Origin of the sequence: Stenotrophomonas hibiscicola ATCC 19867 (assembly GCF_000382065.1) — a bacterium.
GTDB lineage: Bacteria > Pseudomonadota > Gammaproteobacteria > Xanthomonadales > Xanthomonadaceae > Stenotrophomonas > Stenotrophomonas hibiscicola.
This window is the reverse complement of record NZ_KB907498.1, coordinates 571,449-593,442: the sequence shown is the minus strand read 5'-3', so window position 1 is coordinate 593,442 and position 21,994 is coordinate 571,449. Positions and strand designations below refer to the sequence as shown.

At 65.5% G+C, this 21,994-nt stretch carries 23 protein-coding genes; 19 read left to right on the top strand and 4 right to left on the bottom strand.

The features are described from left to right. The first annotated feature begins 24 nt into the window (after positions 1-24). The 11 genes from ffh to G370_RS0102885 all read left to right on the top strand — a co-directional run bounded on the left by ffh (position 25) and on the right by G370_RS0102885 (position 7,888). Positions 25-1,401 carry a signal recognition particle protein gene (ffh, locus tag G370_RS0102935; protein WP_010483267.1) on the top strand — a complete coding sequence of 459 codons (1,377 nt, stop codon included), beginning with the start codon at positions 25-27 and terminating at the stop codon, positions 1,399-1,401. Between the two features lie 147 nt (positions 1,402-1,548). Further along, positions 1,549-2,625, top strand: a complete 1,077-nt coding sequence (locus G370_RS0102930; RefSeq protein WP_019659267.1) for an NAD(P)H-dependent flavin oxidoreductase — start codon at positions 1,549-1,551, stop codon at positions 2,623-2,625. Then, on the top strand, positions 2,622-3,404 hold the full coding sequence (locus tag G370_RS0102925) for an aminotransferase class IV family protein (RefSeq protein ID WP_019659266.1): 783 nt from the start codon (positions 2,622-2,624) through the stop codon (positions 3,402-3,404). Before G370_RS0102930 ends, G370_RS0102925 begins: the two co-directional genes overlap by 4 nt. Before the next feature lie 127 nt (positions 3,405-3,531). Further along, positions 3,532-4,134 carry a suppressor of fused domain protein gene (locus tag G370_RS0102920; protein ID WP_019659265.1) on the top strand — a complete coding sequence of 201 codons (603 nt, stop codon included), beginning with the start codon at positions 3,532-3,534 and terminating at the stop codon, positions 4,132-4,134. Between the two features lie 188 nt (positions 4,135-4,322). Further along, positions 4,323-4,583, top strand: a complete 261-nt coding sequence (gene rpsP / locus G370_RS0102915) for a 30S ribosomal protein S16 (protein WP_005415733.1) — start codon at positions 4,323-4,325, stop codon at positions 4,581-4,583. A 44-nt stretch (positions 4,584-4,627) separates the two neighbouring features. Continuing rightward, positions 4,628-5,140 (top strand): ribosome maturation factor RimM, encoded by a 513-nt coding sequence (gene rimM, locus G370_RS0102910; protein WP_019659264.1) that lies wholly within the window; start codon positions 4,628-4,630, stop codon positions 5,138-5,140. Between the two features lie 8 nt (positions 5,141-5,148). Then, entirely contained in the window at positions 5,149-5,907 is a 759-nt protein-coding gene (trmD, locus tag G370_RS0102905) for a tRNA (guanosine(37)-N1)-methyltransferase TrmD (protein ID WP_019659263.1), read from the top strand. A 154-nt stretch (positions 5,908-6,061) separates the two neighbouring features. Then, positions 6,062-6,463 (top strand): 50S ribosomal protein L19, encoded by a 402-nt coding sequence (gene rplS / locus G370_RS0102900; RefSeq protein WP_005408597.1) that lies wholly within the window; start codon positions 6,062-6,064, stop codon positions 6,461-6,463. Positions 6,464-6,545: 82 nt separating this feature from the next. Further along, complete coding sequence (locus G370_RS0102895) at positions 6,546-6,926, top strand: DUF6404 family protein (RefSeq protein WP_019659262.1); 381 nt, start codon at positions 6,546-6,548, stop codon at positions 6,924-6,926. A gap of 78 nt (positions 6,927-7,004) precedes the next feature. Continuing rightward, entirely contained in the window at positions 7,005-7,439 is a 435-nt protein-coding gene (locus G370_RS0102890) for a DUF1801 domain-containing protein (RefSeq protein WP_019659261.1), read from the top strand. Between the two features lie 38 nt (positions 7,440-7,477). Beyond that, a complete protein-coding gene (locus G370_RS0102885; RefSeq protein ID WP_019659260.1) occupies positions 7,478-7,888 on the top strand; it encodes a DUF1801 domain-containing protein in 411 nt (136 codons plus the stop codon). Between the two features lie 68 nt (positions 7,889-7,956). On the opposite strand, the gene G370_RS0102880 is transcribed toward G370_RS0102885, so the two are convergent. Then, the gene (locus G370_RS0102880; protein ID WP_019659259.1) at positions 7,957-9,429 is read right to left on the bottom strand and encodes an MATE family efflux transporter; all 1,473 of its coding nucleotides are present in this window, start codon (positions 9,427-9,429) and stop codon (positions 7,957-7,959) included. Between the two features lie 62 nt (positions 9,430-9,491). Here G370_RS0102880 and G370_RS0102875 point away from each other — a divergent pair, with 62 nt between their 5' ends. The 3 genes from G370_RS0102875 to G370_RS0102865 all read left to right on the top strand — a co-directional run bounded on the left by G370_RS0102875 (position 9,492) and on the right by G370_RS0102865 (position 11,449). Beyond that, complete coding sequence (locus G370_RS0102875; RefSeq protein ID WP_010483240.1) at positions 9,492-9,731, top strand: hypothetical protein; 240 nt, start codon at positions 9,492-9,494, stop codon at positions 9,729-9,731. A gap of 9 nt (positions 9,732-9,740) precedes the next feature. Continuing rightward, entirely contained in the window at positions 9,741-10,148 is a 408-nt protein-coding gene (locus tag G370_RS0102870; protein ID WP_019659258.1) for an RNA-binding S4 domain-containing protein, read from the top strand. A gap of 113 nt (positions 10,149-10,261) precedes the next feature. Further along, positions 10,262-11,449 carry a glycoside hydrolase family 5 protein gene (locus G370_RS0102865; RefSeq protein WP_019659257.1) on the top strand — a complete coding sequence of 396 codons (1,188 nt, stop codon included), beginning with the start codon at positions 10,262-10,264 and terminating at the stop codon, positions 11,447-11,449. Positions 11,450-11,521: 72 nt separating this feature from the next. On the opposite strand, the gene G370_RS0102860 is transcribed toward G370_RS0102865, so the two are convergent. From G370_RS0102860 to mutS, 3 genes are all read right to left on the bottom strand, one after another. Then, positions 11,522-12,124 carry a DUF937 domain-containing protein gene (locus G370_RS0102860; protein WP_019659256.1) on the bottom strand — a complete coding sequence of 201 codons (603 nt, stop codon included), beginning with the start codon at positions 12,122-12,124 and terminating at the stop codon, positions 11,522-11,524. Positions 12,125-12,232: 108 nt separating this feature from the next. Further along, a complete protein-coding gene (locus G370_RS0102855; protein WP_010483232.1) occupies positions 12,233-13,876 on the bottom strand; it encodes a catalase in 1,644 nt (547 codons plus the stop codon). Positions 13,877-14,062: 186 nt separating this feature from the next. Continuing rightward, a complete protein-coding gene (gene mutS, locus G370_RS0102850; protein ID WP_019659255.1) occupies positions 14,063-16,684 on the bottom strand; it encodes a DNA mismatch repair protein MutS in 2,622 nt (873 codons plus the stop codon). Positions 16,685-16,820: 136 nt separating this feature from the next. Here mutS and G370_RS0102845 point away from each other — a divergent pair, with 136 nt between their 5' ends. The 5 genes from G370_RS0102845 (at position 16,821) to G370_RS0102830 (ending at position 21,947) form a co-directional block, all read left to right on the top strand. Beyond that, positions 16,821-18,716 carry a site-specific integrase gene (locus G370_RS0102845; RefSeq protein WP_026346944.1) on the top strand — a complete coding sequence of 632 codons (1,896 nt, stop codon included), beginning with the start codon at positions 16,821-16,823 and terminating at the stop codon, positions 18,714-18,716. Positions 18,717-18,727: 11 nt separating this feature from the next. Then, positions 18,728-19,501 carry a hypothetical protein gene (locus tag G370_RS0102840; RefSeq protein ID WP_019659253.1) on the top strand — a complete coding sequence of 258 codons (774 nt, stop codon included), beginning with the start codon at positions 18,728-18,730 and terminating at the stop codon, positions 19,499-19,501. A 134-nt stretch (positions 19,502-19,635) separates the two neighbouring features. Then, the gene (locus tag G370_RS0102835) at positions 19,636-20,079 is read left to right on the top strand and encodes a hypothetical protein (RefSeq protein ID WP_019659252.1); all 444 of its coding nucleotides are present in this window, start codon (positions 19,636-19,638) and stop codon (positions 20,077-20,079) included. Between the two features lie 252 nt (positions 20,080-20,331). After that, positions 20,332-20,853 carry a hypothetical protein gene (locus G370_RS1000000121545; protein ID WP_154081311.1) on the top strand — a complete coding sequence of 174 codons (522 nt, stop codon included), beginning with the start codon at positions 20,332-20,334 and terminating at the stop codon, positions 20,851-20,853. Between the two features lie 761 nt (positions 20,854-21,614). Continuing rightward, positions 21,615-21,947, top strand: coding sequence for a GrlR family regulatory protein (locus tag G370_RS0102830; protein WP_019659251.1), 333 nt, complete (start codon positions 21,615-21,617; stop codon positions 21,945-21,947). Positions 21,948-21,994: the final 47 nt, after the last annotated feature.

Below are 21,994 nucleotides of genomic sequence, written 5' to 3'. Positions count from 1 at the left end.
CCGCTTTCAGACAGGTTGCGCCGCATGTTCGAGTCCCTGACCCAGCGCCTTTCCGGCACCATCGAGCGCCTGCGTGGCCGTGGCCGCCTGACCGAGGAGAACATCCGCGAGGCGACCCGTGAAGTGCGCATCGCACTGCTCGAAGCCGACGTTGCGCTGCCGGTGGTGCAGGCGCTGATCGAGCGCATCAAGGTACGCGCAGTCGGCCAGGAAGTGCTGAAGTCGCTGACCCCGGGCCAGGCCCTGATCAAGGTCGTGCGCGACGAGCTGACCGCCGTGATGGGCGCCGAAGCCAGCGACCTGAACCTCAACGTTCCCGCTCCGGCCATCATCCTGATGGCAGGCCTGCAGGGTGCCGGCAAGACCACCACGGTCGGCAAGCTGGCCAAGCACCTGAAGGAAAAGCGCAAGAAGAAGGTGATGGTGGTGTCGGCCGACGTCTACCGCCCGGCCGCGATCGAGCAGCTCAAGACCCTGGCCGAGCAGGTGGGCGTGCTGTTCTTCCCGTCCAGCGCCGACCAGAAGCCGGAAGCCATCGTGCGCGCGGCCATCGACGATGCGCGCAAGTCGTTCGTGGACGTGCTGCTGGTCGATACCGCCGGCCGCCTGGCCATCGACGAAGCGATGATGGCCGAGATCAAGGCCCTGCACGCGGCGGTGAATCCGGCTGAAACGCTGTTCGTGGTCGACGCCATGACCGGCCAGGACGCGGCCAACACCGCCAAGGCCTTCGGCGATGCGCTGCCGCTGACCGGCGTGGTGCTGACCAAGACTGACGGTGATGCCCGCGGCGGCGCCGCGCTGAGCGTGCGCTACATCACCGGCAAGCCGATCAAGTTCGTCGGTGTGAGCGAGAAGCCGGAAGGCCTGGACGTGTTCCATCCGGACCGTATCGCCAGCCGCATCCTCGACATGGGCGACGTGCTGTCGCTGGTCGAGCAGGTCGAGCAGCAGGTCGACAAGGACAAGGCGGCCAAGCTGGCCGAGAAGGTCGCCAAGGGCAAGAAGTTCGACCTGAACGACATGCGCGACCAGCTGGAGCAGATGCAGAACATGGGTGGCATCGGTGGCCTGATGGACAAGCTGCCGGGCCTGGGCAACATCCCCGATCATCTGAAGCAGCAGGTCAGCCAGGGCAAGGAAGTGCCGCGCATGATCGCCATCATCAACTCGATGACCAAGAAGGAACGGCGCAACCCGAACCTGCTCAACGGCTCGCGTCGCGCGCGCATTGCCAAGGGCTCGGGCGTGACACCGGCCGACGTCAACAAGCTGATGAAGCAGTACATGCAGATGGAAAAGATGATGAGCAAGATGGCCGGCGGTGGCATGAAGGGCATGTTGCGCAGCATGAAGGGCATGATGGGCGCCATGGGTGGCCGCGGCATGCCGTTCCGTTGATGACGGCCCGGTCGCAGTCTAATGTAGCGCCCGAGCCCACGCTCGAGCGGCGGCGCACAGTCGCCGCAGCAGGCCGTCAGGCAGCAGGCTCGACTCTTCCCCTGTCCTGCGCGCACCATGAGTGCCTGTCCAAAATGATGGGCCGTCATGCAGAGTTCCGCTGTAGCTTCCCGCGCCGAGGCGTTCTGCCGGCGCTTTGGCGTTTCCGTTCCAATCCTGCTGGCACCGATGGCCGGCGCCTGCCCGGTCCCGTTGTCGGCCGCGCTGGCCAACGCCGGCAGCATGGGCGCGATGGGCGCGGTGTTGTCCTCTTCGGCCGATATCGGTCGCTGGATGGACGAATTCCGCACCGCTTCGACCGGCCCGGCCCAGGTGAACCTGTGGGTGCCCGATCCCGCACCGACCCGTGATGTTGCCGCCGAAGCCGCCAGCCGCGCCTTCCTCGCGCAGTGGGGCCCGGACGTGCCCGCCAGTGCCGCCGACGCCACGCCCGCCGACTTCGAAGAACAGTTCGCCGCACTGCTGGCCGCGCGCCCGGCGGTCGCCTCGACCATCATGGGCGTGCTGTTGCCGCATCACGTGCAGCAGCTGAAGGACGCCGGCATCGCCTGGATCGCCTGTGCCACCACCTTGTCCGAAGCGCGCGCGGCACAGGACGCCGGTGCCGATGCGGTGGTGGCGCAGGGCGCGGAGGCCGGCGGCCATCGTGGCGCGTTCGATCCGGCGATGGCCGAGCGCCAGTTGGTCGGGTTGTTCGCACTGCTGCCGCGCCTGGCCGATCACCTGCAGATTCCGGTGATTGCCGCAGGCGGCATCGCCGACGGCCGTGGCGTCGCTGCCGCACTCACGCTGGGGGCCAGCGCCGTGCAGATCGGCACCGCCTTCCTGCGCACGCCCGAAGCGGCGATCGCTTCGGCGTGGGCTGATGGGCTGGCCGCCAGCGAACCGGAAGACACTTGGCCGACCCGTGCCTTCAGCGGTCGCCTGGGTCGTGGCCTGGCGACACCCTATGTGCGCGCCGCTGCCGCAGAAGGAGCCCCCGCGCCGCGTCCATACCCGGTGCAGCGTGGGCTGACCGCGCCGATGCGCAAGCAGGCCGCGCAGGAAAACCGCCTGGCGGCGATGCAGGCCTGGGCCGGGCAGTCGGCGTGGATGGCGCCGGCGCAGCCGGCCGCCGACGTGCTGCGCGGCATGTGGGAGCAGGCGCAGGCACTGTTGCCATGATGGTGAGCTGCAACGGCCGGGCGGCGCAGGTGGAGGATCTGCTGCCGGCGCTGGTGAACTACGGCCACTTCACTTCGCTGCAAGTGCGCGACAGCGCAGCGCAGGGCTTGGACCTTCATCTGGCGCGGCTGTCGCAGGCCACGCGCGAACTGTTCGGCAGCAAACTGGATACGGCGCAGGTGCGGGGCTGGATGGCGCAGGCGCTGCGGCAGGCCGGCCTGGCCGATGCCTCGCTGCGGGTGACGGTGTACTCGCGCCGCTTCGATTTCCGCAATCCGCTGGCGGCGGTGCCGGTGGACGTGCTGGTGGCGGTTTCAGCGCCGGTGACGCTGACCGCCTCCAAGCGTGTGCGCAGCGTGACCTGGCAGCGCGAGCTGCCGCAGCTCAAGCATGTGGGCACCTTCGGCCTGTTCGCCGAGCGCCGCGCGGCGATGGCCGAAGGATTCGACGACGTGCTGTTCGTGACCGCCGATGGCGAAGTGAGTGAAGGCAGTACCTGGAACCTGGCCGTGCACGATGGTGAACGGCTGCTCTGGCCGCAGGCGCCGGCCCTGCGCGGTACGGCTGAGGCGCTGCTGAAGCGGCACTGGCTCGATGCGCAGTTGACGCGGCCGTTGGCGCTGGCTGAACTAGGCAGTGTGAAGGCCGCTTTTGCCTGCAACGCCAGCGGCCTGTGGGCGCTGGAGGCCATCGACGGACATGTCCTGCCCGGCTCGCAGGCGCTGGCTGAACAGGGCAGGGCGGTGCTGGCGGCGGTGGCCTGGCAGCCGCTCTCCTGAACGAGGCGCGTGGTTGCCGATCGTTGGGCATAGCCGGACGCTACCTTGAAGCGTTGCAGCCGGTAGCGCCGGGCCATGCCCGGCGAATGCGTCCGCAGCGAACAACACTCAGGAGTTCCAATCAGATATGGGTACGGTCACCGAGCAGCATCGCGCGGTAGCGATGCACGCAATCAAGATCATGAGCGGTGAGGGGCGGCCCAAGGTCCAGGCCTTTCACGATGATCATCGCCTGCGTTCGGTCGATATCCTTACGACGTCCAACTCGCCGGAAGCAGGGCTGAAGTCCATCTCGTCCATCGGACTATCGGATTTTGCTTTACGTCATTCAGAGGGGCACGAGCTGGAAACCCGCGTCGAGCTGTGCGCGTGTGCGGAAGATGACACGCAGCACTGGGACAACGTGGTCGCCTCGACCGCCTTTGCAATCATGCGTGATCGTGCGGCGGCGTGGCCGGGTTGCGTGATTTCCGACATCCTGCAGGACTACTTCCCATCGACCCGGATGCCGCACGTCTATCTGGTGCTGCCCTTCTTCTGGAATGACGCAAGTTTTCCAGGGTTGGAGGTTCCGCCCGTGGCGATCAATTGGCTGCAGTGCATCGCCATCCACGAATCCGAGCGGCAACTTGTCGAGCGGATTGGCGGCGATGCATTTGACGACCTGCTGCAGCGGCACGAGGTAGATGTGCTGGACATGCATCGGGCGCCTGTCGCTGGAGCACGTTGACGTTATCGCCATGGGGACGTCGGCGGGGTAAGTCAGAAGTCGATCACATTGCTGAACAAAAGCCGCCGGGCATGGCCCGGCGCTACCGTGAGGGCCCGGCGTCATATGGGGTTGGCTAGGCCGGGCTCTGCCGCTATAATCGCCCGCTTACCTCGCCATCCTGGCGACTGGGCAATAGGAAAAACACCATGGTCAAGATCCGACTGACCCGCGGCGGCGCCAAGAAGCGTCCGTTCTACCACATCATCGTCACCGACGTGCGCAGCGCGCGCGACGGCCGCAACATCGAGCGCGTTGGCTTCTACAACCCGGTCGCCCAGGGCGCCGAGAAGCGCATCGAACTGGACCTGGCCCGTGTTGACCATTGGGTCAAGAACGGCGCCCAGCCGACCGACAAGGTCCGCAACCTGATCAAGGAAGCGACCAAGTCCCAGGCCGCTGCGGCCTGATCCTGACGGGCCACGCTTCGGCGTGGCCCTCTTGGTTGAAGCAGATGAAAGATATCGAGCGCCGCATCCTGCTGGGCAGGGTTGTCGGCGCTTTTGGTGTGCGCGGCGAGATCAAGCTCGAGTCCTGGACCGAGCCACGTTCCGCCATTTTCCGTTATCAGCCGTGGATCGTGCGCAGCCCGTCCGGCGTGGAAACCACGATAGAAGGTGTGCGTGGCCGTGACAGCGGCAAGCACCTGGTCGCCCGTTTCCCGGGCGTCGAGGACCGCGACGTGGTCGAAGCGATGCGCGGCACCGAAATCTACGTGGCCCGCAGTGCATTGCCGCCACCGAAGCCCGATGAGTACTACTGGGTGGACCTGGAAGGCCTGGACGTGACGACCACCGAGGGCGTCGCCCTGGGCCAGGTCTCGCACCTGTTCAGCACCGGCGCCAATGATGTGGTGGTGGTCCGTGGTGACCGCGAGCGGATGATCCCGTTCGTGCTGCCGGACTTCGTCAAATCGGTCGATTTCGAGGCCAATCTGGTCGTGGTCGACTGGGATCCCGAGTTCTGAGCAGACGCATGCGTTTCGACGTCATCACCCTGTTCCCCGAGTTCCTCGCCCAGTCCGCTGGATTGGGCGTGGTCGGGCGCGCGCGGGAGAAGGGGCTGTTCAGCCTGCATGGCTGGAACCCCCGTGATTACGCCGAAGGCAACTATCGCCGGGTGGACGACCGTCCGTTCGGCGGTGGCCCGGGCATGGTGATGCTGATCGAGCCGCTGCAGGCCTGCCTGCAGGCGATCCGCGATGCCGATCCAACCCCGGCGCGGGTGATCTACCTCAGCCCGCAGGGCGCGCGGTTGACCCAGGCCAAGGTGCGGGAGCTGGCGGCGCTGCCGCGCATGGTCCTGCTCTGTGGCCGCTACGAGGGCATCGACGAGCGTTTCCTGGAGGCCAATGTCGACGAGGAAATCTCCCTCGGCGACTACGTGCTGTCCGGGGGCGAGCTGGGCGCGGCGGTGATCATCGACGCCGTGGCCCGCCTGCAGGAGGGGGCCCTCAACGATGCGGAGTCGGCGGCGCAGGACAGCTTCGAGGGCGACCTCGGCCTGCTCGACTGCCCGCATTACAGCCAGCCGGCCCAGCACCCGCTGGGAGACGTGCCGGAGGTGCTGCGCTCGGGCAACCACGCAGCCATCGCCGCCTGGCGCCGCCAGCAGTCGCTGCTCCGGACTGCCCAGCGACGCCCGGACCTGCTGGATGAACAGGCGCTGGGCAAGGCCGACCGCAAACTGCTGGACCAGGCCCGCCAAGCACAGAAACCCAAGGCCAGCCCCTAGCGCAGGGCTGGCTTTATCGGCTATCATGGCCAATTCCCGCCAGCCCCGGTTGGCGCGCGCAGTACCCAAAACAAACGTGCAGCACAGTCCGGTGACTGCATGAGCCCACGTTGTCGATACGACACGCCCACCCGAACAAGAATCGGTGTAACCCATGAGCAAGCTGAACAAGTCCATCGTCGCGGAATTCGAATCCGCCCAGATCACCCGTGAACTGCCGAAGTTCAGCCAGGGCGACACCGTTGTCGTCAACGTGAAGGTGAAGGAAGGCAGCCGCGAGCGCGTGCAGGCCTACGAAGGCGTCGTCATCGCCACCAAGAACGCCGGCCTGAACTCCTCGTTCACCGTGCGCAAGATCTCGCACGGCTACGGCGTCGAGCGCGTTTTCCAGACCCACAGCGCCATCATCGACTCGGTCGAAGTGAAGCGTCGTGGTAAGGTCCGCGCCGGCAAGCTGTACTACCTGCGTGGCCTGGAAGGCAAGGCTGCCCGCATCAAGGAAGACCTGGCTGCCGCTGCTGCCGCCAAGGCTGCCCGTCTGGCCGAAAAGGCCTGATAAACAACTTCGGTTGTTGCCGCGACGGCCACCTTCGGGTGGCCGTTTGCGTTTCCGGCATTGCATCGGCCACGATCGGGTGATGAATGACGTCAATCCGCACTATCCCGTCGTGATCCAATCGGCGCTGCGCTTTCTTGATGACACGGGGCTGGCGCGCGCGCAGTCGGCGCCGCTGTTGCATCGACTGCTGTGGCGCGCAGGCATCGCACTGCCGCCGCCGATCCTGGCTGGTTTCGGTACCAATGCGCTGGTGCAGGGCCTGCTGTTCGGGCTGTTCTGGACCGCGCTGATGTGGCTGATGCTCTGGCAGGGCAGCGAGCGCCCGCTGGTGCTGTTGCTGGTGGCAGGCCTGTCGGCCGGAGCGCTGTTCGGCCTTGTGATGGCGGCGCTGATGCGCTCGCTGCGCCGCCACCGCCAGCTGCCGGAGTGGCGCCGGTTCCGCGCGCGGCAGGCGGACTGAGCCGATGGCGCACTGCGCCGTGACGCCCGGCACAGGCCGCGCTAGGCTGCAGCGTCATTCCGATGGTCGTACCGTGCGATGCCCGCCAAGCGAACCGCACCCACCGCTGTGCCCACGCTGCTCACCGGTGGCAACCCGCAGATCGCCAAGGGCGAGGGCGATGCTCCGGTGCAGGCGTACATCGCCGCAATGCCGGATTGGAAACGTCCGATCGGCGCACGGCTGGATGCCCTGATCGAACGGGCCGTACCCGGGGTGCACAAGGCGGTGAAGTGGAACTCGCCGATGTATGCGGTGGCTGCGGGCGCAGGCTGGTTTCTCAGCTTCCATTGCTTCACGCGCTACATCAAGGTGGCCTTTTTCCGCGGCGCTGCCTTGACGCCGGTGCCACCGGAGCCCTCCAGGAGCGCCGACACGCGCTACCTGCACATCCACGAATCCGGCCTGTTGGATGAAGCGCAGTTCCTGGACTGGGTGCGCCAGGCCGCTGCGCTGCCCGGCGAGCGCATGTAAGCCCGGCATTCCGTTTCCCTTCCCGACGAGAGTCCCTGATGGCCACGCATGCTCCCAACCCTGACGATGCCGGAACACCGGCGGCCGAACTGATCGATGCACGCATCGCCGCGCTGGGGGACTGGCGCGGCGAAACGCTGGCACGCGTGCGTGCATTGATCCATGAAGCGCTGCCGGACGTGCAGGAAGCCTGGAAGTGGCGCGGTACACCGGTGTGGGAGCACAACGGCATCCTGTGCACCGGCGAAACCTACAAGCAGGCAGTGAAACTGACCTTCGCCAACGGTGCCGCGCTGGCGGACCCGAAGGGCCTGTTCAACGCCAGCCTGGAGGGCAACACGCGGCGTGCGATCGACATCCATGAAGGTGCGATGCCCGATTCCGCGGCGTTGAAGGCACTGCTGCGCGCGGCGGCGGCGTTCAATGCGGCGAAGAAGAAGAAGCGCTGACCGTCTTCTGTAGAGCCGAGCCCATGCTCGGCTGACAGGCCTGTGCGGACCAACGGTCCGCACCCACCTCACCGTGGCGGGGCTGACTCCAGCGCGGCATCCGGGTCGGCCACCGGCGACGGTGGACAGGCCGGAATCTCCGACGGCGTGGCCAGTTCCTCAGCGTGCGAAGGCTTGCCGATCATCTTCGCCTTGCGCCAGCCGCCCCAGCGGTAATACGCCAGCGACAGCAGCATAGACACGAACGAGCTGACCGGGAAGCTCCACCAGATCGCGTCGGCGCCCCAGTACGGTTGCAGCAGTTCGGCAAACGGCACGCGCACGCCCCACAGCGAGCCGGCCAGGATCAGCAGCGGCGGAATCACCGCGCCGGTGGAGCGCACTACGCCGGAGATCACGAAGCTGACGCCGAAGAACAGGAACGAGCCGATCACTACGTGGTTGAGGTGGCGCGCGATGTCCAGTGCCTGGCTGGCCGGTGGCAGGAACAGCGCTAGCAGCTGGCGATCGAACACCACCAGTGGCACGATCAGCGCGCCGGTCAGCAGGAAATTGAACAGCACGCCCTGGCGTGCGGTGCCGCGTACGCGGTCCCAGCGCTGCGCACCGACGTTCTGTGCGGCCATCGACGAGCACGCGGCGCCGATCGCCATCGCCGGCATCTGCAGGTAGTTCCACAGCTGCAGCGCGGCGCCGTAACCCGCGCCGGTGTCGGTACCGTACTGGTTGACCATGGTCATCAGCAGGATCACCGACAGCGAGATCAGCACCATCTGCAGGCCCATCGGTACGCCCTTGACCACCAGCGCCTTGAGGATGGTCAGGTCGAGCTTGAACAGGCGCATGTCGGCGCGGCCCAGCCACAGCGTGTGGCGCTTGTGCCGCATGTACAGCAGCAGGCCGGCCAGCGACAGCGTCTGCGCGACCAGCGTGGCCCAGGCCGAGCCGGCAATGCCCAGCGCCGGGATCGGGCCCATGCCGAAGATCAGTACCGGGTTCAGCACGATGTCCAGTGCCACCGAGACCATCAGGAAACGGAACGGCGTGCGCGAGTCACCGGCACCGCGCAGCGCGGCGGTGAGGAAGGCGAACGCATACAGCGTCGGCATCGCCAGGAAGATGATCTGCAGGTAGGCCTCGGCCAGCGGCAGCGAGGCGGCCGGCGTGCCCATCGCCGCCAGCAGCGGATGGGCCATGAACCAGCCGGCGATGGCGATGATTACCGACAGGCCGATGAAGAAGGTGGCGCTGGTGCCGACCACGCGCCGCGCCTGCGCGATGTCGCGCGCGCCGATGGCCTGGCCGATCAGGATGGTCGAGGCCATGCCGAAGCCGAACACCGAGCCGATCAGGAAGAACATGATGTTGTTGGCGTTCGCGGTGGCGGTCAGTGCCGCCTCGCCGAGGAAGCGCCCGACCCAGACCGCATTCACCGAACCGTTCAGCGACTGCGCGATGTTGCCTGCCAGGATCGGCAGGGAAAACAGCAGGAGATTGCGGCCGATCGGGCCGGAGGTCAGGTCAATCGGCGCTTTGGCCATGGAGTGGTGATCGAATCCCGGGAGGCGCACACTAGCACCAAGCCGGTTTGCAGGATGTGGCAATGCATCAACGACTGCAGATGAAGCGGAGCGTGGCGCTGGCCTTGATCGGCGCCGCACTGGCCGCATGTTCGACAGGTGACCGGCTGGGCGATACCCAGGTGCGGCCAACCGACCGCCCCGAGTGCCTGGTCGGCAGCCAGCGCCAGGATCTTTCCGCCGGCGTACCCACCCTGATCGGGGGCAGCGGCTGCCGCACCGATCCCGACAACCCGCGTCCCCTGAACAAGCGAACGGAGTAGTCCCTGCCGATGACCGAGCTTTCCCCGCTGACGCCCAGTGTCCGCCTGGACATCTGGTTGTGGGCGGCCCGCTTCTTCAAGACCCGCAGCCTGGCCAAGCAGGCCATCGAAACCGGCAAGGTCAGCGTCGCGGGCCAGCGTCCGAAATCCTCGCGCGCGGTGCGTGTGGGTGAGCAGCTGCAGGTGGATCGCGGCGAGGAGCATTTCGAGATCCGGGTGCTCGGCCTGAGCGACCAGCGCGGGCCCGCACCGGCGGCGCAGCAGCTGTATGCCGAGAGCGAGGCCTCCAAGGCCCGTCGTGCCGAACAGCGTGCGCTGCGCATCGCCGCACGCGATGGGTTCCAACCGCCAGAGCACAAACCGGACAAGCGCGCGCGGCGGTTGATCCGCGCGTTGGGCGATATCGACGCGCTCTGACCGAACGGCGATTCCGGTGCATGGTTCCTATCGCGGCGCGAAAGGAGGCGTGAGTCACGGTGCATTCGGAAAGGGCGGGGCAGGCTGGAAGTCCACCTTCTGGAAGCCTGCCCATGCATCGCATGCTGTTGTGCCTGTCCCTGCTTGCCGCCGCGCCATTGCACGCGGCCGACATCACGTTCTGGGACACTCCGCAGCGCGGGGGCAACAGCATGAACATGTCGCCTCCGGACCGGAGCTACTTCGAGGCCCTGCGCGCGACCGGTGCGACCTGGGTACGGCTGGTACCGGACAAGTGGAAGGGGCAGGGCGGGCGTGACTTCCTGATTGGCAACGCCGACGACTACCGTAGCCTGGTTCCGGCCGACCTGGCCACGCTGCGGCGGGTGCTGGATGATGCCGACGCGGCTGGGCTGAAAGTGGTGCTGACCCCTTTGTCGTTGCCGTTGCTGCGCTGGAAGCAGCACAACGGCGACAAGGTCGATCCGCGCCTGTGGCAGTCCTTCGACAATCACGCGCCGGCCCGGCGCTTCTGGAGCGACCTCGCCACGGCATTGAAGGGCCATCCCGCACTGGCCGCCTACAACCTGATCAACGAGCCGGTTCCCGAGTATGGTGCTGGCCTGGCCGAGCATGCCTCGGCCGCGGCCATGCAGCAGTGGTACGCCGGTGTGGAAGACGGTCCACGCGATCTGCGCCGCTTCTATTCGGACCTGATCGCCAGCATCCGTGCGGTCGATGCGGACATGCCGTTGATGCTGGATGCCGGCTGGTACGCCGCTGCCGACGGTTTCAACTACTGGCCGGCGCCGCTGGCAGATTCGAAACTGCTGTACAGCGTGCACATGTATGAGCCGTATGCCGCAACCAGCGCGCCTAACCAGAAGCGCACCACGCCGTATCGCTACCCAGGCGTGGTGCCGTTTGGCGAACACAGCGAACGCTGGGATGCCGCGCGGATCCGCAGTTACCTGCAGCAGCCGATGGACTGGGCGAAGATGCACGGCGTGAGGGCCAACCGCATGGTGGTCGGCGAATTCGGCTGCATGCGGCGCTGGCCCGACTGCGGCCGCTACCTGCAGGACGTGCTGCAGGTGCTGGAGCAGGACAAGGTGCACTGGGCTTTCTACGCGTTCCGCGAGGATGGCTGGGATGGCATGGACTACGAGCTGGGCGACAGTCCGCTGCCGTGGTCGTACTGGCAGGCGCAGGAGAAGGGGAAGACCGTGGCGCCGCCGCGTTCGATGAAGGCACCGGTGTTTGCGCCGATCCTGGAGCGGTTGAAGGCGGGCAACCGGTAAGACGCCGGGCATTGCCCGGCGCGTCCCATGGAGATGCCGATCACGCCGGGCCACGCCCGGCGGCGGCATCGTTCAGCGCTTGCCACCCAGCAGGCTGCCGCCGATCTTGAGCAGATCGCCCACGCCGAGCTGGCCGTCACCGTCCTGGTCCAGCAGGCTGCCGAGCAGGCCACCGGCAAGACCGCCCTGTTGCTGCACCTGCTGCTTTTCCTGGCCCAGGGCCTGGCTGAGCGAGCCGGGATCGGCCTGGCCGCCACCGAGGCGCTGGGCAAGGAAGGCCATCACGATCGGCGCGAGGATCTGCAGCAGCTGGCTGGTGCGGCCGCTGTCGAGCTGGGTGGCCTGGGCCAGGCCGGTTTCCACCTTCTGCTGGCTGCCGCCGAAGATGTGGCCGAGGATGCCGGCGCCATCGCTGGCGGCACCGCCGCCGCCGCCACCCAGCACCGAGCCGAGCACGCTGCCCAGGTCCAGGCCACTGTGGTTGTTCTGCAAGGCGCCGAGCAGTGCCTGCGCGCCCTGCGGCTGCGAGGCGTTGTTGCCCAGCGCGCCCATCAGCACCGGCAGCGCGGCACTGATCGCGCCGGAAGCCTGGGTATCGCTGATGCCGAGCTGCTGCGACACCTGCTGCAGCGGGGCGCCCTGCAACTTGGCGAGAAGTTCATCGGTCAGGCTCATCTGCGGAATCCTTGATTGGGGTTGGGCGTGCAGAAGGTACGACGCGGACCGTTAAAACGGCGACGCCGCCTCGCAGGGAGGCGGCGTGCCGTTCACGGGGGAGGGCGATCAGAGCTCGATGTCTTCGGCGCCCGGGGTGGCGGTGGGGAAGTCCGCTTCCGGCTGGGCCGGCTTGAACGGATCCGACGGCTGGCTGGCCAGCGCCTTCAGCGCCGCGGCCACACCAGCACCGTAGGCCGGGTCGGCCTTGCTGCAGTTGTCGATGTGGCGCTGCTTGATGAAGTCCGGCGCATCGCCCAGGGCACGGGCGGTGTTGGCGAACAGGCGGTCCTTCTGTGCCTGGTTGTAGCTACGGAACAGCGCACCGGGCTGGCTGAAGTAGTCGGCGTCGTCCTCACGGAAGTTCCAGAAGTCGGCGTCGCCGCGGATCTTCATCGGCGGCTCGCGGTACTCCGGCTGCTCCTGCCACTGGCCGTAGCTGTTCGGCTCGTAGTGCGGCAGGCCGCCGTAGTTGCCGTCCACGCGCATCGCACCGTCGCGGTGGTTGCTGTGCACCGGGCAGCGCGCTGCGTTCACCGGAATCTGGTGGTGGTTCACGCCCAGGCGGTAGCGCTGCGCATCGGAGTAGGCGAACAGGCGCGCCTGCAGCATCTTGTCCGGCGACGGGCCGATGCCCGGCACCAGGTTGCTCGGTGCGAACGCTGACTGCTCCACGTCCTGGTACCAGTTGACCGGGTTGCGGTTCAGTTCGAACTGGCCCACTTCGATCAGCGGGTAGTCGCTCTTCGGCCACACCTTGGTCAGGTCGAACGGGTGCACGCGGTAGGTTTCCGCATCCAGTTCCGGCATGACTTGGATGAACAGCTTCCACTTCGGGAAGTCACCCTTCTCGATCGCGGCGAACAGGTCGCGGCCGTGGCTTTCGCGGTCATGGCCGACCAGGATCTGCGCCTGCGCGTCGGTCAGCGATTCGATGCCCTGCTGGCTGACGAAGTGGAACTTGACCCAGAAGCGCTCACTGTCGGCGTTGGTGAAGCTGTAGGTGTGCGAGCCGAAGCCGTGCATGTGGCGGAAGCTGCGCGGGATGCCGCGATCGCTCATCACCACGGTCACCTGCAGCAGGGCTTCGGGCAGCAGCGTCCAGAAATCCCAGTTGTTGCGCGCGCTGCGCAGGTTGGTGTGCGGGTCGCGCTTCACGGCCTTGTTGAGGTCGGCGAACTTGCGCGGGTCGCGCAGGAAGAACACCGGCGTGTTGTTGCCGACCAGGTCCCAGTTGCCTTCTTCGGTGTAGAACTTCAGCGCGAAGCCGCGGATGTCACGCTCGGCATCGGCGGCGCCACGCTCGCCGGCCACCGTGGTGAAGCGGGCGAACATCTCGGTCTGCTTGCCGACCTTCTCGAACAGCTTGGCGCGGGTGTACTTGCTGATGTCGTGAGTGACGGTGAAGGTACCGAACGCGCCCGAGCCCTTGGCGTGCATGCGACGCTCGGGAATGATCTCGCGGTTGAGGTTGGCCAGCTTTTCCAGCAGCCAGACGTCTTCCATCAGCAGCGGGCCGCGTGGGCCGGCGGTCTTGCTGTTCTGGTTGTCCACCACCGGCGCGCCGAAGGCCGTGGTCATCGGGGTCACCGGATCATCGCCCTGCTTCTGTTTCGGCGTGGTGCTCAGCTCGCGCTGTTGCTGGGCGCCTTCCGCAGGCGACGGCGCGGTGTGATACGGGCATTTGGGGCTGTTGTTATCGGACTGGCTCATGGCTGGCTCCTGCGGGTGAAGACGGGGTGGAACATCTTCACTCGACTTTAGCTAGCGCCAGATGAAATGAATAATCGAATGATTCGTTCAGGTTGATAGATTCTGTCAATTGAAACTCAGAATCAGATTTGCGAAATCTTTCGATGGGCCTCCTGCGAGGCAGGAGGCCAAGCGTTTGCGCTGCGGCTACAGCAGCGCTTTCAAGCGATACAACGCTTCCAGCGCCTGCTTCGGCGTCAGTTCGTCCGGATCGATGGCGGCCAGTGCTTCCTGTGCCTTGTTCGATGGCGCCGCGAACAGGCCGAACTGCTGCGGTGCATCCAATGCCTGTGGTGCCAGCTCGGCGGCATGGCTTTCACCACCGCGCTGTTCCAGCTCGGCCAGGCGACGGCGCGCCTGCGCTACGGTGGCGCGCGGCAGGCCTGCCAGGGCCGCCACCTGCAGGCCGAAGCTGCGGTTGGCCGGGCCGTCCTTCACCGCGTGCATGAACACCAGCGCCTCACCATGCTCGACCGCGTCCAGGTGCACATTGGCAATACCGCTGCGGCCGCCTTCGTGCTGCTCATCGGCCAGCGCGGTCAGCTCGAAGTAGTGGGTGGCGAACAGCGTGTAGCAGCGGTTCTGGTAGGCCAGGTGGCGGGCCACCGCATCGGCCAGCGCCAGGCCGTCGTAGGTGGACGTGCCGCGGCCGATCTCGTCCATCAGCACCAGCGAATGGGCGGTGGCGTGATGCAGGATGTAGCTGGTCTCGGCCATTTCGACCATGAAGGTGGACTGCCCGCGGGCCAGGTCATCGCCGGCGCCGATGCGGGTCAGGATGCGGTCGATCGGGCCGATCAATGCGCGGCTGGCCGGCACGAAGCTGCCGATGTGGGCCAGCAGCACGATCAGCGCGTTCTGCCGCATGTAGGTCGATTTACCGCCCATGTTCGGGCCGGTGATGACCAGCATCCGGCGGTCCGGATGCAGGTCCAGGTCGTTCGGTTCGAACGGCTGCTCGCGTACCGCCTCGACCACCGGGTGGCGGCCGCGTTCGATCTTCAGGCACGGCTCGGCCTGCAGTTCCGGCCGGGCCCAGTCCAGCGCCTGCGCGCGTTCGGCGAAGGCGGCCAGCACGTCCAGTTCGCTGAGTGCGGCGGCGCACTGCTTCAGCGGCTCCAGCTGCCTCCCGAGGGTATCCAGCAGCTGCTCGTACAGGTACTTCTCGCGCGACAGCGAACGGTCGCGCGCGGACAGCACCTTGTCCTCGAACGCCTTCAGTTCTTCGGTGATGTAGCGCTCGGCATTGGTCAGCGTCTGGCGGCGGGTGTAGTGCACCGGCGCGCGGTCGGACTGGCCCTTGCTGATCTCGATGTAGTAGCCGTGCACGCGGTTGTAGCCCACCTTCAGGGTGGGAATGCCGCTGCTTTCGCGTTCGCGCTGTTCCAGGTCCACCAGGAACTGGTCGGCGTGGGTGGACAGGCGGCGCAGCTCGTCCAGCTCCTCATCGAAGCCGTCAGCCAGCACGCCGCCGTCGCTCAGTTTCAGCGGCGGCATTTCGGCGATGGCACTGGCCAGCAGCTGCGCGCACGCATCGTGTTCACCAAGTGCGGCATGCAGGGCCTGCAGGCGCGGTGAGTCCAGCGGTGCCAGCACCTCGCGCACGGCCGGCAGCAGCCCCAGGCCGTCGCGCAGCGTGGAGAAGTCGCGCGGGCGCGCCGAGCGCAGCGCAACGCGGGTGAGGATGCGTTCCAGGTCGCCCAGGCGGCGGAACTGCTCGCGGATGTCGGCGTCCGCGCCGCGATCGATCAGGGTTTCCACCGCATGGTGGCGCTGGACCAGCACCTCGCGCAGGCGCAGCGGACGATGCAGCCAGCGGCGCAGCAGGCGCCCGCCCATCGGCGTGACCGTACTGTCGAGCACGCCCAGCAGGGTGTTGCGGGTATCCCCGTCCACGCGCGTATCCAGCTCCAGGTGGCGGCGGGTGGCGGCGTTCATCGCGATCGCCTCGCCGGCGGTTTCCATCGCGATCGAGGTCAGGTGCGGCAGGCGCTGCTTCTGGGTCTCCTCGACATAGCCGAGCAGGGCGCCCGCGGCCGCGGTCGCGCGCGGCTTGTCATCGATGCCGAAGCCGCTCAGGTCATGCAGCTTGAAAAACGCCAGCAGCTGGCGGCGGCCGCTGTCGGCGTCGAAGAGCCACGGTGCGCGGCGGCGCACCCCGGTGCGCTGGCGCAGGAACTCCGGCCAGTTCTCCTCGTCCGGCACCAGCAGCTCGGCCGGTTCCAGGCGGGCCAGTTCGGCTTCCAGAGCGTCGTCGGTTTCCACTTCGTTGACCAGGAAGCGGCCGCCGGCCAGGTCGGCCCAGGCCAGGCCATAGCCCTGCTTGCTGCGCGACAGGGCCATCAGCAGGGTGTCGCGGCGCTCATCCAGCAGCGCCTCGTCGGTGACCGTGCCGGGGGTGACGATACGCACCACCTTGCGCTCGACCAGGCCCTTGGCCAGCGCGGGATCGCCGATCTGCTCGCAGATCGCCACCGACTCGCCCAGCGCCACCAGCCGTGCCAGGTAGCCTTCGTACGCGTGCACCGGCACGCCGGCCATCGGGATCGGTGCGCCACCGGAACTGCCACGCTGGGTCAGGGTGATGTCGAGCAGGCGCGCGGCCTTGCGCGCGTCGTCGTAGAACAGCTCGTAGAAATCGCCCATGCGGAAGAACAGCAGCAGGTCCGGATACTCGGACTTGGCTGCGAAGAACTGCTTCATGAGGGGCGTGTGCTCTGCGCTGGACTTCGATGCAGACGGTTTCGCTTTTGAATCAGTGGTTTGCAAGAGAACTTCCTACGGGTTGTAGCGATCAATCCGGGTCACTTGCGGCAAGTAACGGGGTTCTTGGTTGCGCCGCGGTTGCGCTGGTCACTCAAAGAGGATCAAATCGATGTTGCGACGGACAGACGGCGGATCGACCATGGATACGGTTGTTGCGACGCAGGCAGAGGCCCCGCGTCGCCGAGGCACCAAGTTTAAGCTGACCTACCGCCAAATCTGCGAACTGAGCGTGGCCAAAGGCCCGGTCGAACGCAAGCAGGGAAGGGTGGTCATCGCCCCTCGACTGCCCGAAGACGCCGGGAAGCCTTACCGCGTCCTGGACGGCAATCAAGGTGCTCCGACGGGGTTCGGCTTCTACGTCGGCACCACCCGCACCACTTACGAAGTCGTGGTCCGAGGCCCGGCCGGAGTTCGTCGGTTCTCCCTGGGCAGCGTCACCGACATCGGACCGGAGCAAGCCTACGAGCTGGCGCGACGGAAGTTGGCGGTGGTTCGAGAAACGGGCGAGCATCCTTCGAAGGAAGAGGCCCGAGCCGAGCAGCTGGTGGAGCTAAAGGGGCTCACGCTGGCGGACTGCTTTGCGGCTTACGTTGAGGACCTGCAGAAGCGCGTTCGCAACAAGAAAGCCAAGCCCGCCAGCATCCGGGCCATCCAGGACAGCTTGGCGCGGTTTGCCCGACCGGAAGTTGGGCTGGCGGACAAGCCCATTCTTCAGCTTTTGGACAAGGACATCCACCGTGCGTTCGACGGCCTGCGGCGATCGTCCATGGTGCGCTCCAACCGGATCCCCACCCCGATGCGCCAAGCACTAGCCAACCAGTCGGATTGGGCCGCGCTCTCCACGCAACAGCTCGAAGCGTTGGGCGTGACCGGGAAGTACATCCAACGAGTCAAAGCGGCTGGTCTAGCGTCGACCGAACACGCGTTCACGGACGCGAAGAGGGCGGTCGACCTGGTGCTGAAGCGGGAACGCAAAGCGGCGGCTCAGCAGCAGCGGGAGCCGGTGCTGCGCTACAACCCGTTCCAGGTCATCCACGACGACGACATGTTGCGGGACTCGCAAGCGCTGCGCCGGCATTACGAGCGCGCGGAAGTGCGCAATCCGTTGGGGGACGAGACGCTGCCCACGGTACTGAAGGTGATCTTGGCGCGACGGGACGAGCAGGGCGGCTTGAACGCCACGGGCGCGGACTACTTGCTGCTGACCTTGCTCTGGGGCACCCGCCGCGGCGAGGCCGCTCCCCTGCGCTGGTTTGACCGGTGCTCCCCGGGCGAGCTGCGCCAGTCGGAGGTGTCCTGGGTCTGGTTGGCAGCACCGGATGAGGTCAACCCTTACACGAGGCGGGCAGGCTCTCAGGTCTACCTGTTTGACACCAAGAATGGCGAGGAGCGCTACCTGCCGGTGGCCTACTTTGCTGAAAAGATTTTGCAGCGGCGTTACGACGAACGCGCGGACGAAACCAAGCTCAAGCAAGACTTGGCGGACGCGGAGGAAGTGTTGGGCGCCGCTCGAGCCAGGCGTGCACGTCGGGATCTGCTGGACCGGCTGGAAAAAGAGGTGGAGAGGGCACGCCGCGCGCTGGCCAAAACGATGTTTGTGTTTCCCGCCCGATCGGACCGAAGCACGACGGGGCATTACTCGGACAGTAAGAGCATCGTGGCAAACGTGCGCCGGGACGCGGGGTTGCTCGATCTGCGGGCAGAGGTGGACATTGGTCTGACCCTGCACGATCTGCGCCGGACGCTTGGTCGCTACGCGGCCCTCCTGTTTGGCGAGAGTCGAATCGTGTCCCAGCTGCTCCACCATCGCACGTTGGGCCGCGGTGAAGATCGCATGGCCGCTGTCTCCGAACGTTACACCGAGCAGGAGTGGTCCAGGCTCCGCGAGGCCATGGGCCGGGTTGAAGAGCACATGGTCGCGACCAGTCCCCGTGTTTGGAACCGCTTGAAAGGGACGGACAAGCCTCGGCTCGACGAGGCCGGCGATGCCCCAGTGTCGATTTTCTCAGCAAGAAACCGGCGCGACGATAAGTAAGGAGCGACCCAATGGAATGCCAGCGTAAAGAAGAGGACTACCTGGAGCAGCGCTCTGCGGCACTGGATGCTGAACTGAACAAAGCTGCCGCAGGCTTGCCGCCTCCGACGATCAGCTCCAAGGCAGCGGCGCGTTACCTCGGGGTGCACTTCGACACGCTTGGCGAGTGGCGCCGTCGAACGCCTCCTGCAGGGCCGCCCTTTGTGAAAGGCGCCGGCCGCGCTGGAGGAGGGGCGAACGAGCACGTTCGTTACCCCTACACGGAACTTGTCGCTTGGCAGGCCTCACGCGTGGGGCGCAGTGTCAAAGAGCGTCGCTTGATCGACGAACTGGACGCGGCCCAGCAACGGGTCCGTGAGCTGGAAATCGAATTGGCCTTGCGGCAGGCGCGGGACGATGCAAGCCGGCTGCAGAGGAAGTTGGGGCGTATCGCAACGCTGGCCACGCTCGATGACGTTGCCGTGGTTTTCCATGAGTGGGCGTTGGTGGATGGCCGGGTGGCTGGGCATGTCCTGGTGGTGAGCGACGATGTGCTGAGCGGTGCACTTGAACGGGGCGATGTATGGGATGCCACAGTCGAGGTGGCCTTGCAGGCGCCCTGGGTCAACGGGGAGACGCGTGAGCCCTACCACGCCGCTTATGAAAAGGTGTTGCAGGTGGCGATGCATGAACTCTGCGAAGCCCAAGCCGCTCAGCGAGCCAGCGATCTGGAGGCGCGTTGGGCACCAGGGGATGCGATGGGTGTGCCAGTGCGGCCTTTTGCCCGAGACAAAGAAGTGTCGTGACGCGGCAGATGGGCCTGGGGGAGGCGACTAAGGGCACGTTTGACAGACAGCGCGCAGTTGGCCAAAGCCGTAGTCGTAGCGCGTAGCACCCACTTGGATAGGTGATGGTCCTTCAACCTTAGAGAGGAAGAGATATGAACGCACGCATTGCAGCCGCCATGGGCTTCGACGACCTGTACAGCGGAAATGAGGCCTTCCGTGAGCGCTTCGATGAGATGCTGGATGCGGTAAAGGCGCTGCCAGAAGGCCTGCAGGAGCGTGGGCGGTCACTGATGTATCCCCAACTGCACAACGCCTGCGTGATGGGGGATGTCGAACTGGTGACGGCGCTCTTAGCTACCGGCCTGGACTCCGATGCGTATACCTACACAGACGACGATGAGGATCAGCCTCCCTTGGTCTGGCTTGCCCGTGACACCGAGCTCGGTTTCGAGGTGAAGCGCCAGATCGCTGAGGCACTGATTGAGGCAGGGGCGAGCGTGGAAGAGGGGGCGCCCGAAGAGGAGGCCAAGAACATTGGTGGCGACGATTTCGCCAGTTTCTTGCATGCCCAGATTCTGCCTTCTGGCAAAGGTTGAAACGTCGTCATCAGCGCTTCCGCTCGCCGTCACTGCTCAGACTCACTGAGTCATGCAGGCGGAAAGAGGGGGATCGGATCAACCCCGAACCTAACCTCTAGGCCCTGCAGCAGATCGTAAACCGGACATGTGTCCTGAGTTGTAGTCCGCGAGTATAGGCGATCTATCTCTCGGGAGGTCCGGGCCTTGCTAAGATCGGTGCTGAAGATTCAGGCGCTTTCGAGTCTGTAATCAATATTCAAGGAGTGGAAAATGACCGCGACCACCGTATCGCGTGTTGCCGCCTCAGCGAGAGGCGTGATCGTTGTCTGTTTCACTGAGTGGGAAGGAGATCAACCGGTTGCCGCTCACCGCCAAGTAGGCGCTAGGTATCTCGTGATCGATGCTAATGGCCCGCCGACCGTCAGGTTCAGGGGGAATTCCCCGGCGGACGCTTGGCACTTTGTGGACTTGAACTGCAGCAAGTTCGTAGAGGCACCCGAAAAAGCCCTGTCTAAAGCGTTTTTGCAGATGGCATTTAAAGATCGAGCAAACGGCAACCCGGGCTCTGGAGATGCAGCAGGCCAATTGGCGATCATTGATCGGGCGGGCAAGAAGCGGAATAGGCAGTTCGTCCATTCCTGGGTTGTCGTGAGCAAAAATGGAACAACCGCTGAAGATGTGGGATTGACCATCCTGTTCGGTGCTGAGTCGCTCGAAACGGCGCTAGCGGCGGAACAAGATAGTACCCCCGTTGATGCGGCTCCTAAGCGTCGTCGTGGCCCTCGGCCGTGACGCCGTTGTTGCCAGCCGGATACATCTTCGGTACCCGATAAATGTTCTGATCTTGCCAACGGGGGGTTACCGAAGGCCCCCAAGAGTAGAGGTGTTCCTGCCAATGGGCGGTTGCGATGCGCACTGATTCGTCAGCCTCTGCTTTTGCATCAGCCGGGCCGACCCGTGTAAGCGCTGCCAAGTAAGACTGGGTCCAGAAGTCTTCGATTTTCATGTGTCAACTGGCTTGCAATGGAAGATGGGCCTTATTAGCAAAGCTTTGGCACAAGTCAAGTACATTTCCCCTTAGCGAGACATCACCCTTAATCACCTATTCGTTGGCCAGAAAGATGGGCCGCTCATCGCGGCGCAAATCGGCTCCATACTTGCGACGCATTTGTTGAGTGAGCTGTGCGTAGAGCACGAGCAGGAACACCGGCAGCCCGCTTAGGGCAACGAAGGGCTAAACGCGCCCACCAGGCTCAGCACCGTCGTGGTCCACCATTGTCACTAAGTGAACCTAGTGTCACCAGGCAGGAGCCACGCGCGCCCAAACCGGATACCGCGAAGCCGCCTTCTGGCTTGCGCGTCGGACCAAGACCGGCCCAAGGACGAGTCCGAAAGGTCCGAGGACCTTTTCGTGGGCTAGATTCTATCCAAAAGCATGCGATCCTGGTTCATGGCACGAAACGTGCCACCCCCCCCTAAAACTGGCTGCTGGGCGTCGCGGCAGTTGAGACGAGGTGATCTAATGGGGCCTCCAACCAAGTGGAGGTGTGACGATGAAAGACGGCATTTACCACGTGCGCTTCTCGTCGAACATGCAGGGCGTGGGTGAGGGTATCGCTGTATTCAAGGGGGAGGGCGTCAATGGTGGCGACTCTGGATACACGTATTCAGGATTTAAGCAGAGCAACGATGGCGGCTTCATGGCCAAGCTGACCATTAAGCGCTGGGATCCGGGCTCTGAATCTGTCTTTGGCGGGCTGGACCAGTTCGAGCTTGAGTTCCGGGGCAGCGCAACGGCGTCTGGCTTTAGCGCTAAGGGCAGCATTGTTGGGCGTCCCGAAGCTACTCTCGCAGTCGAGGGGCGTTTCTTGGCCCCCGCAGTTTAGGTGTCAGAAAGGAGAAGGCCCCCCATTTAGGGGGGCTTTTTGATTCT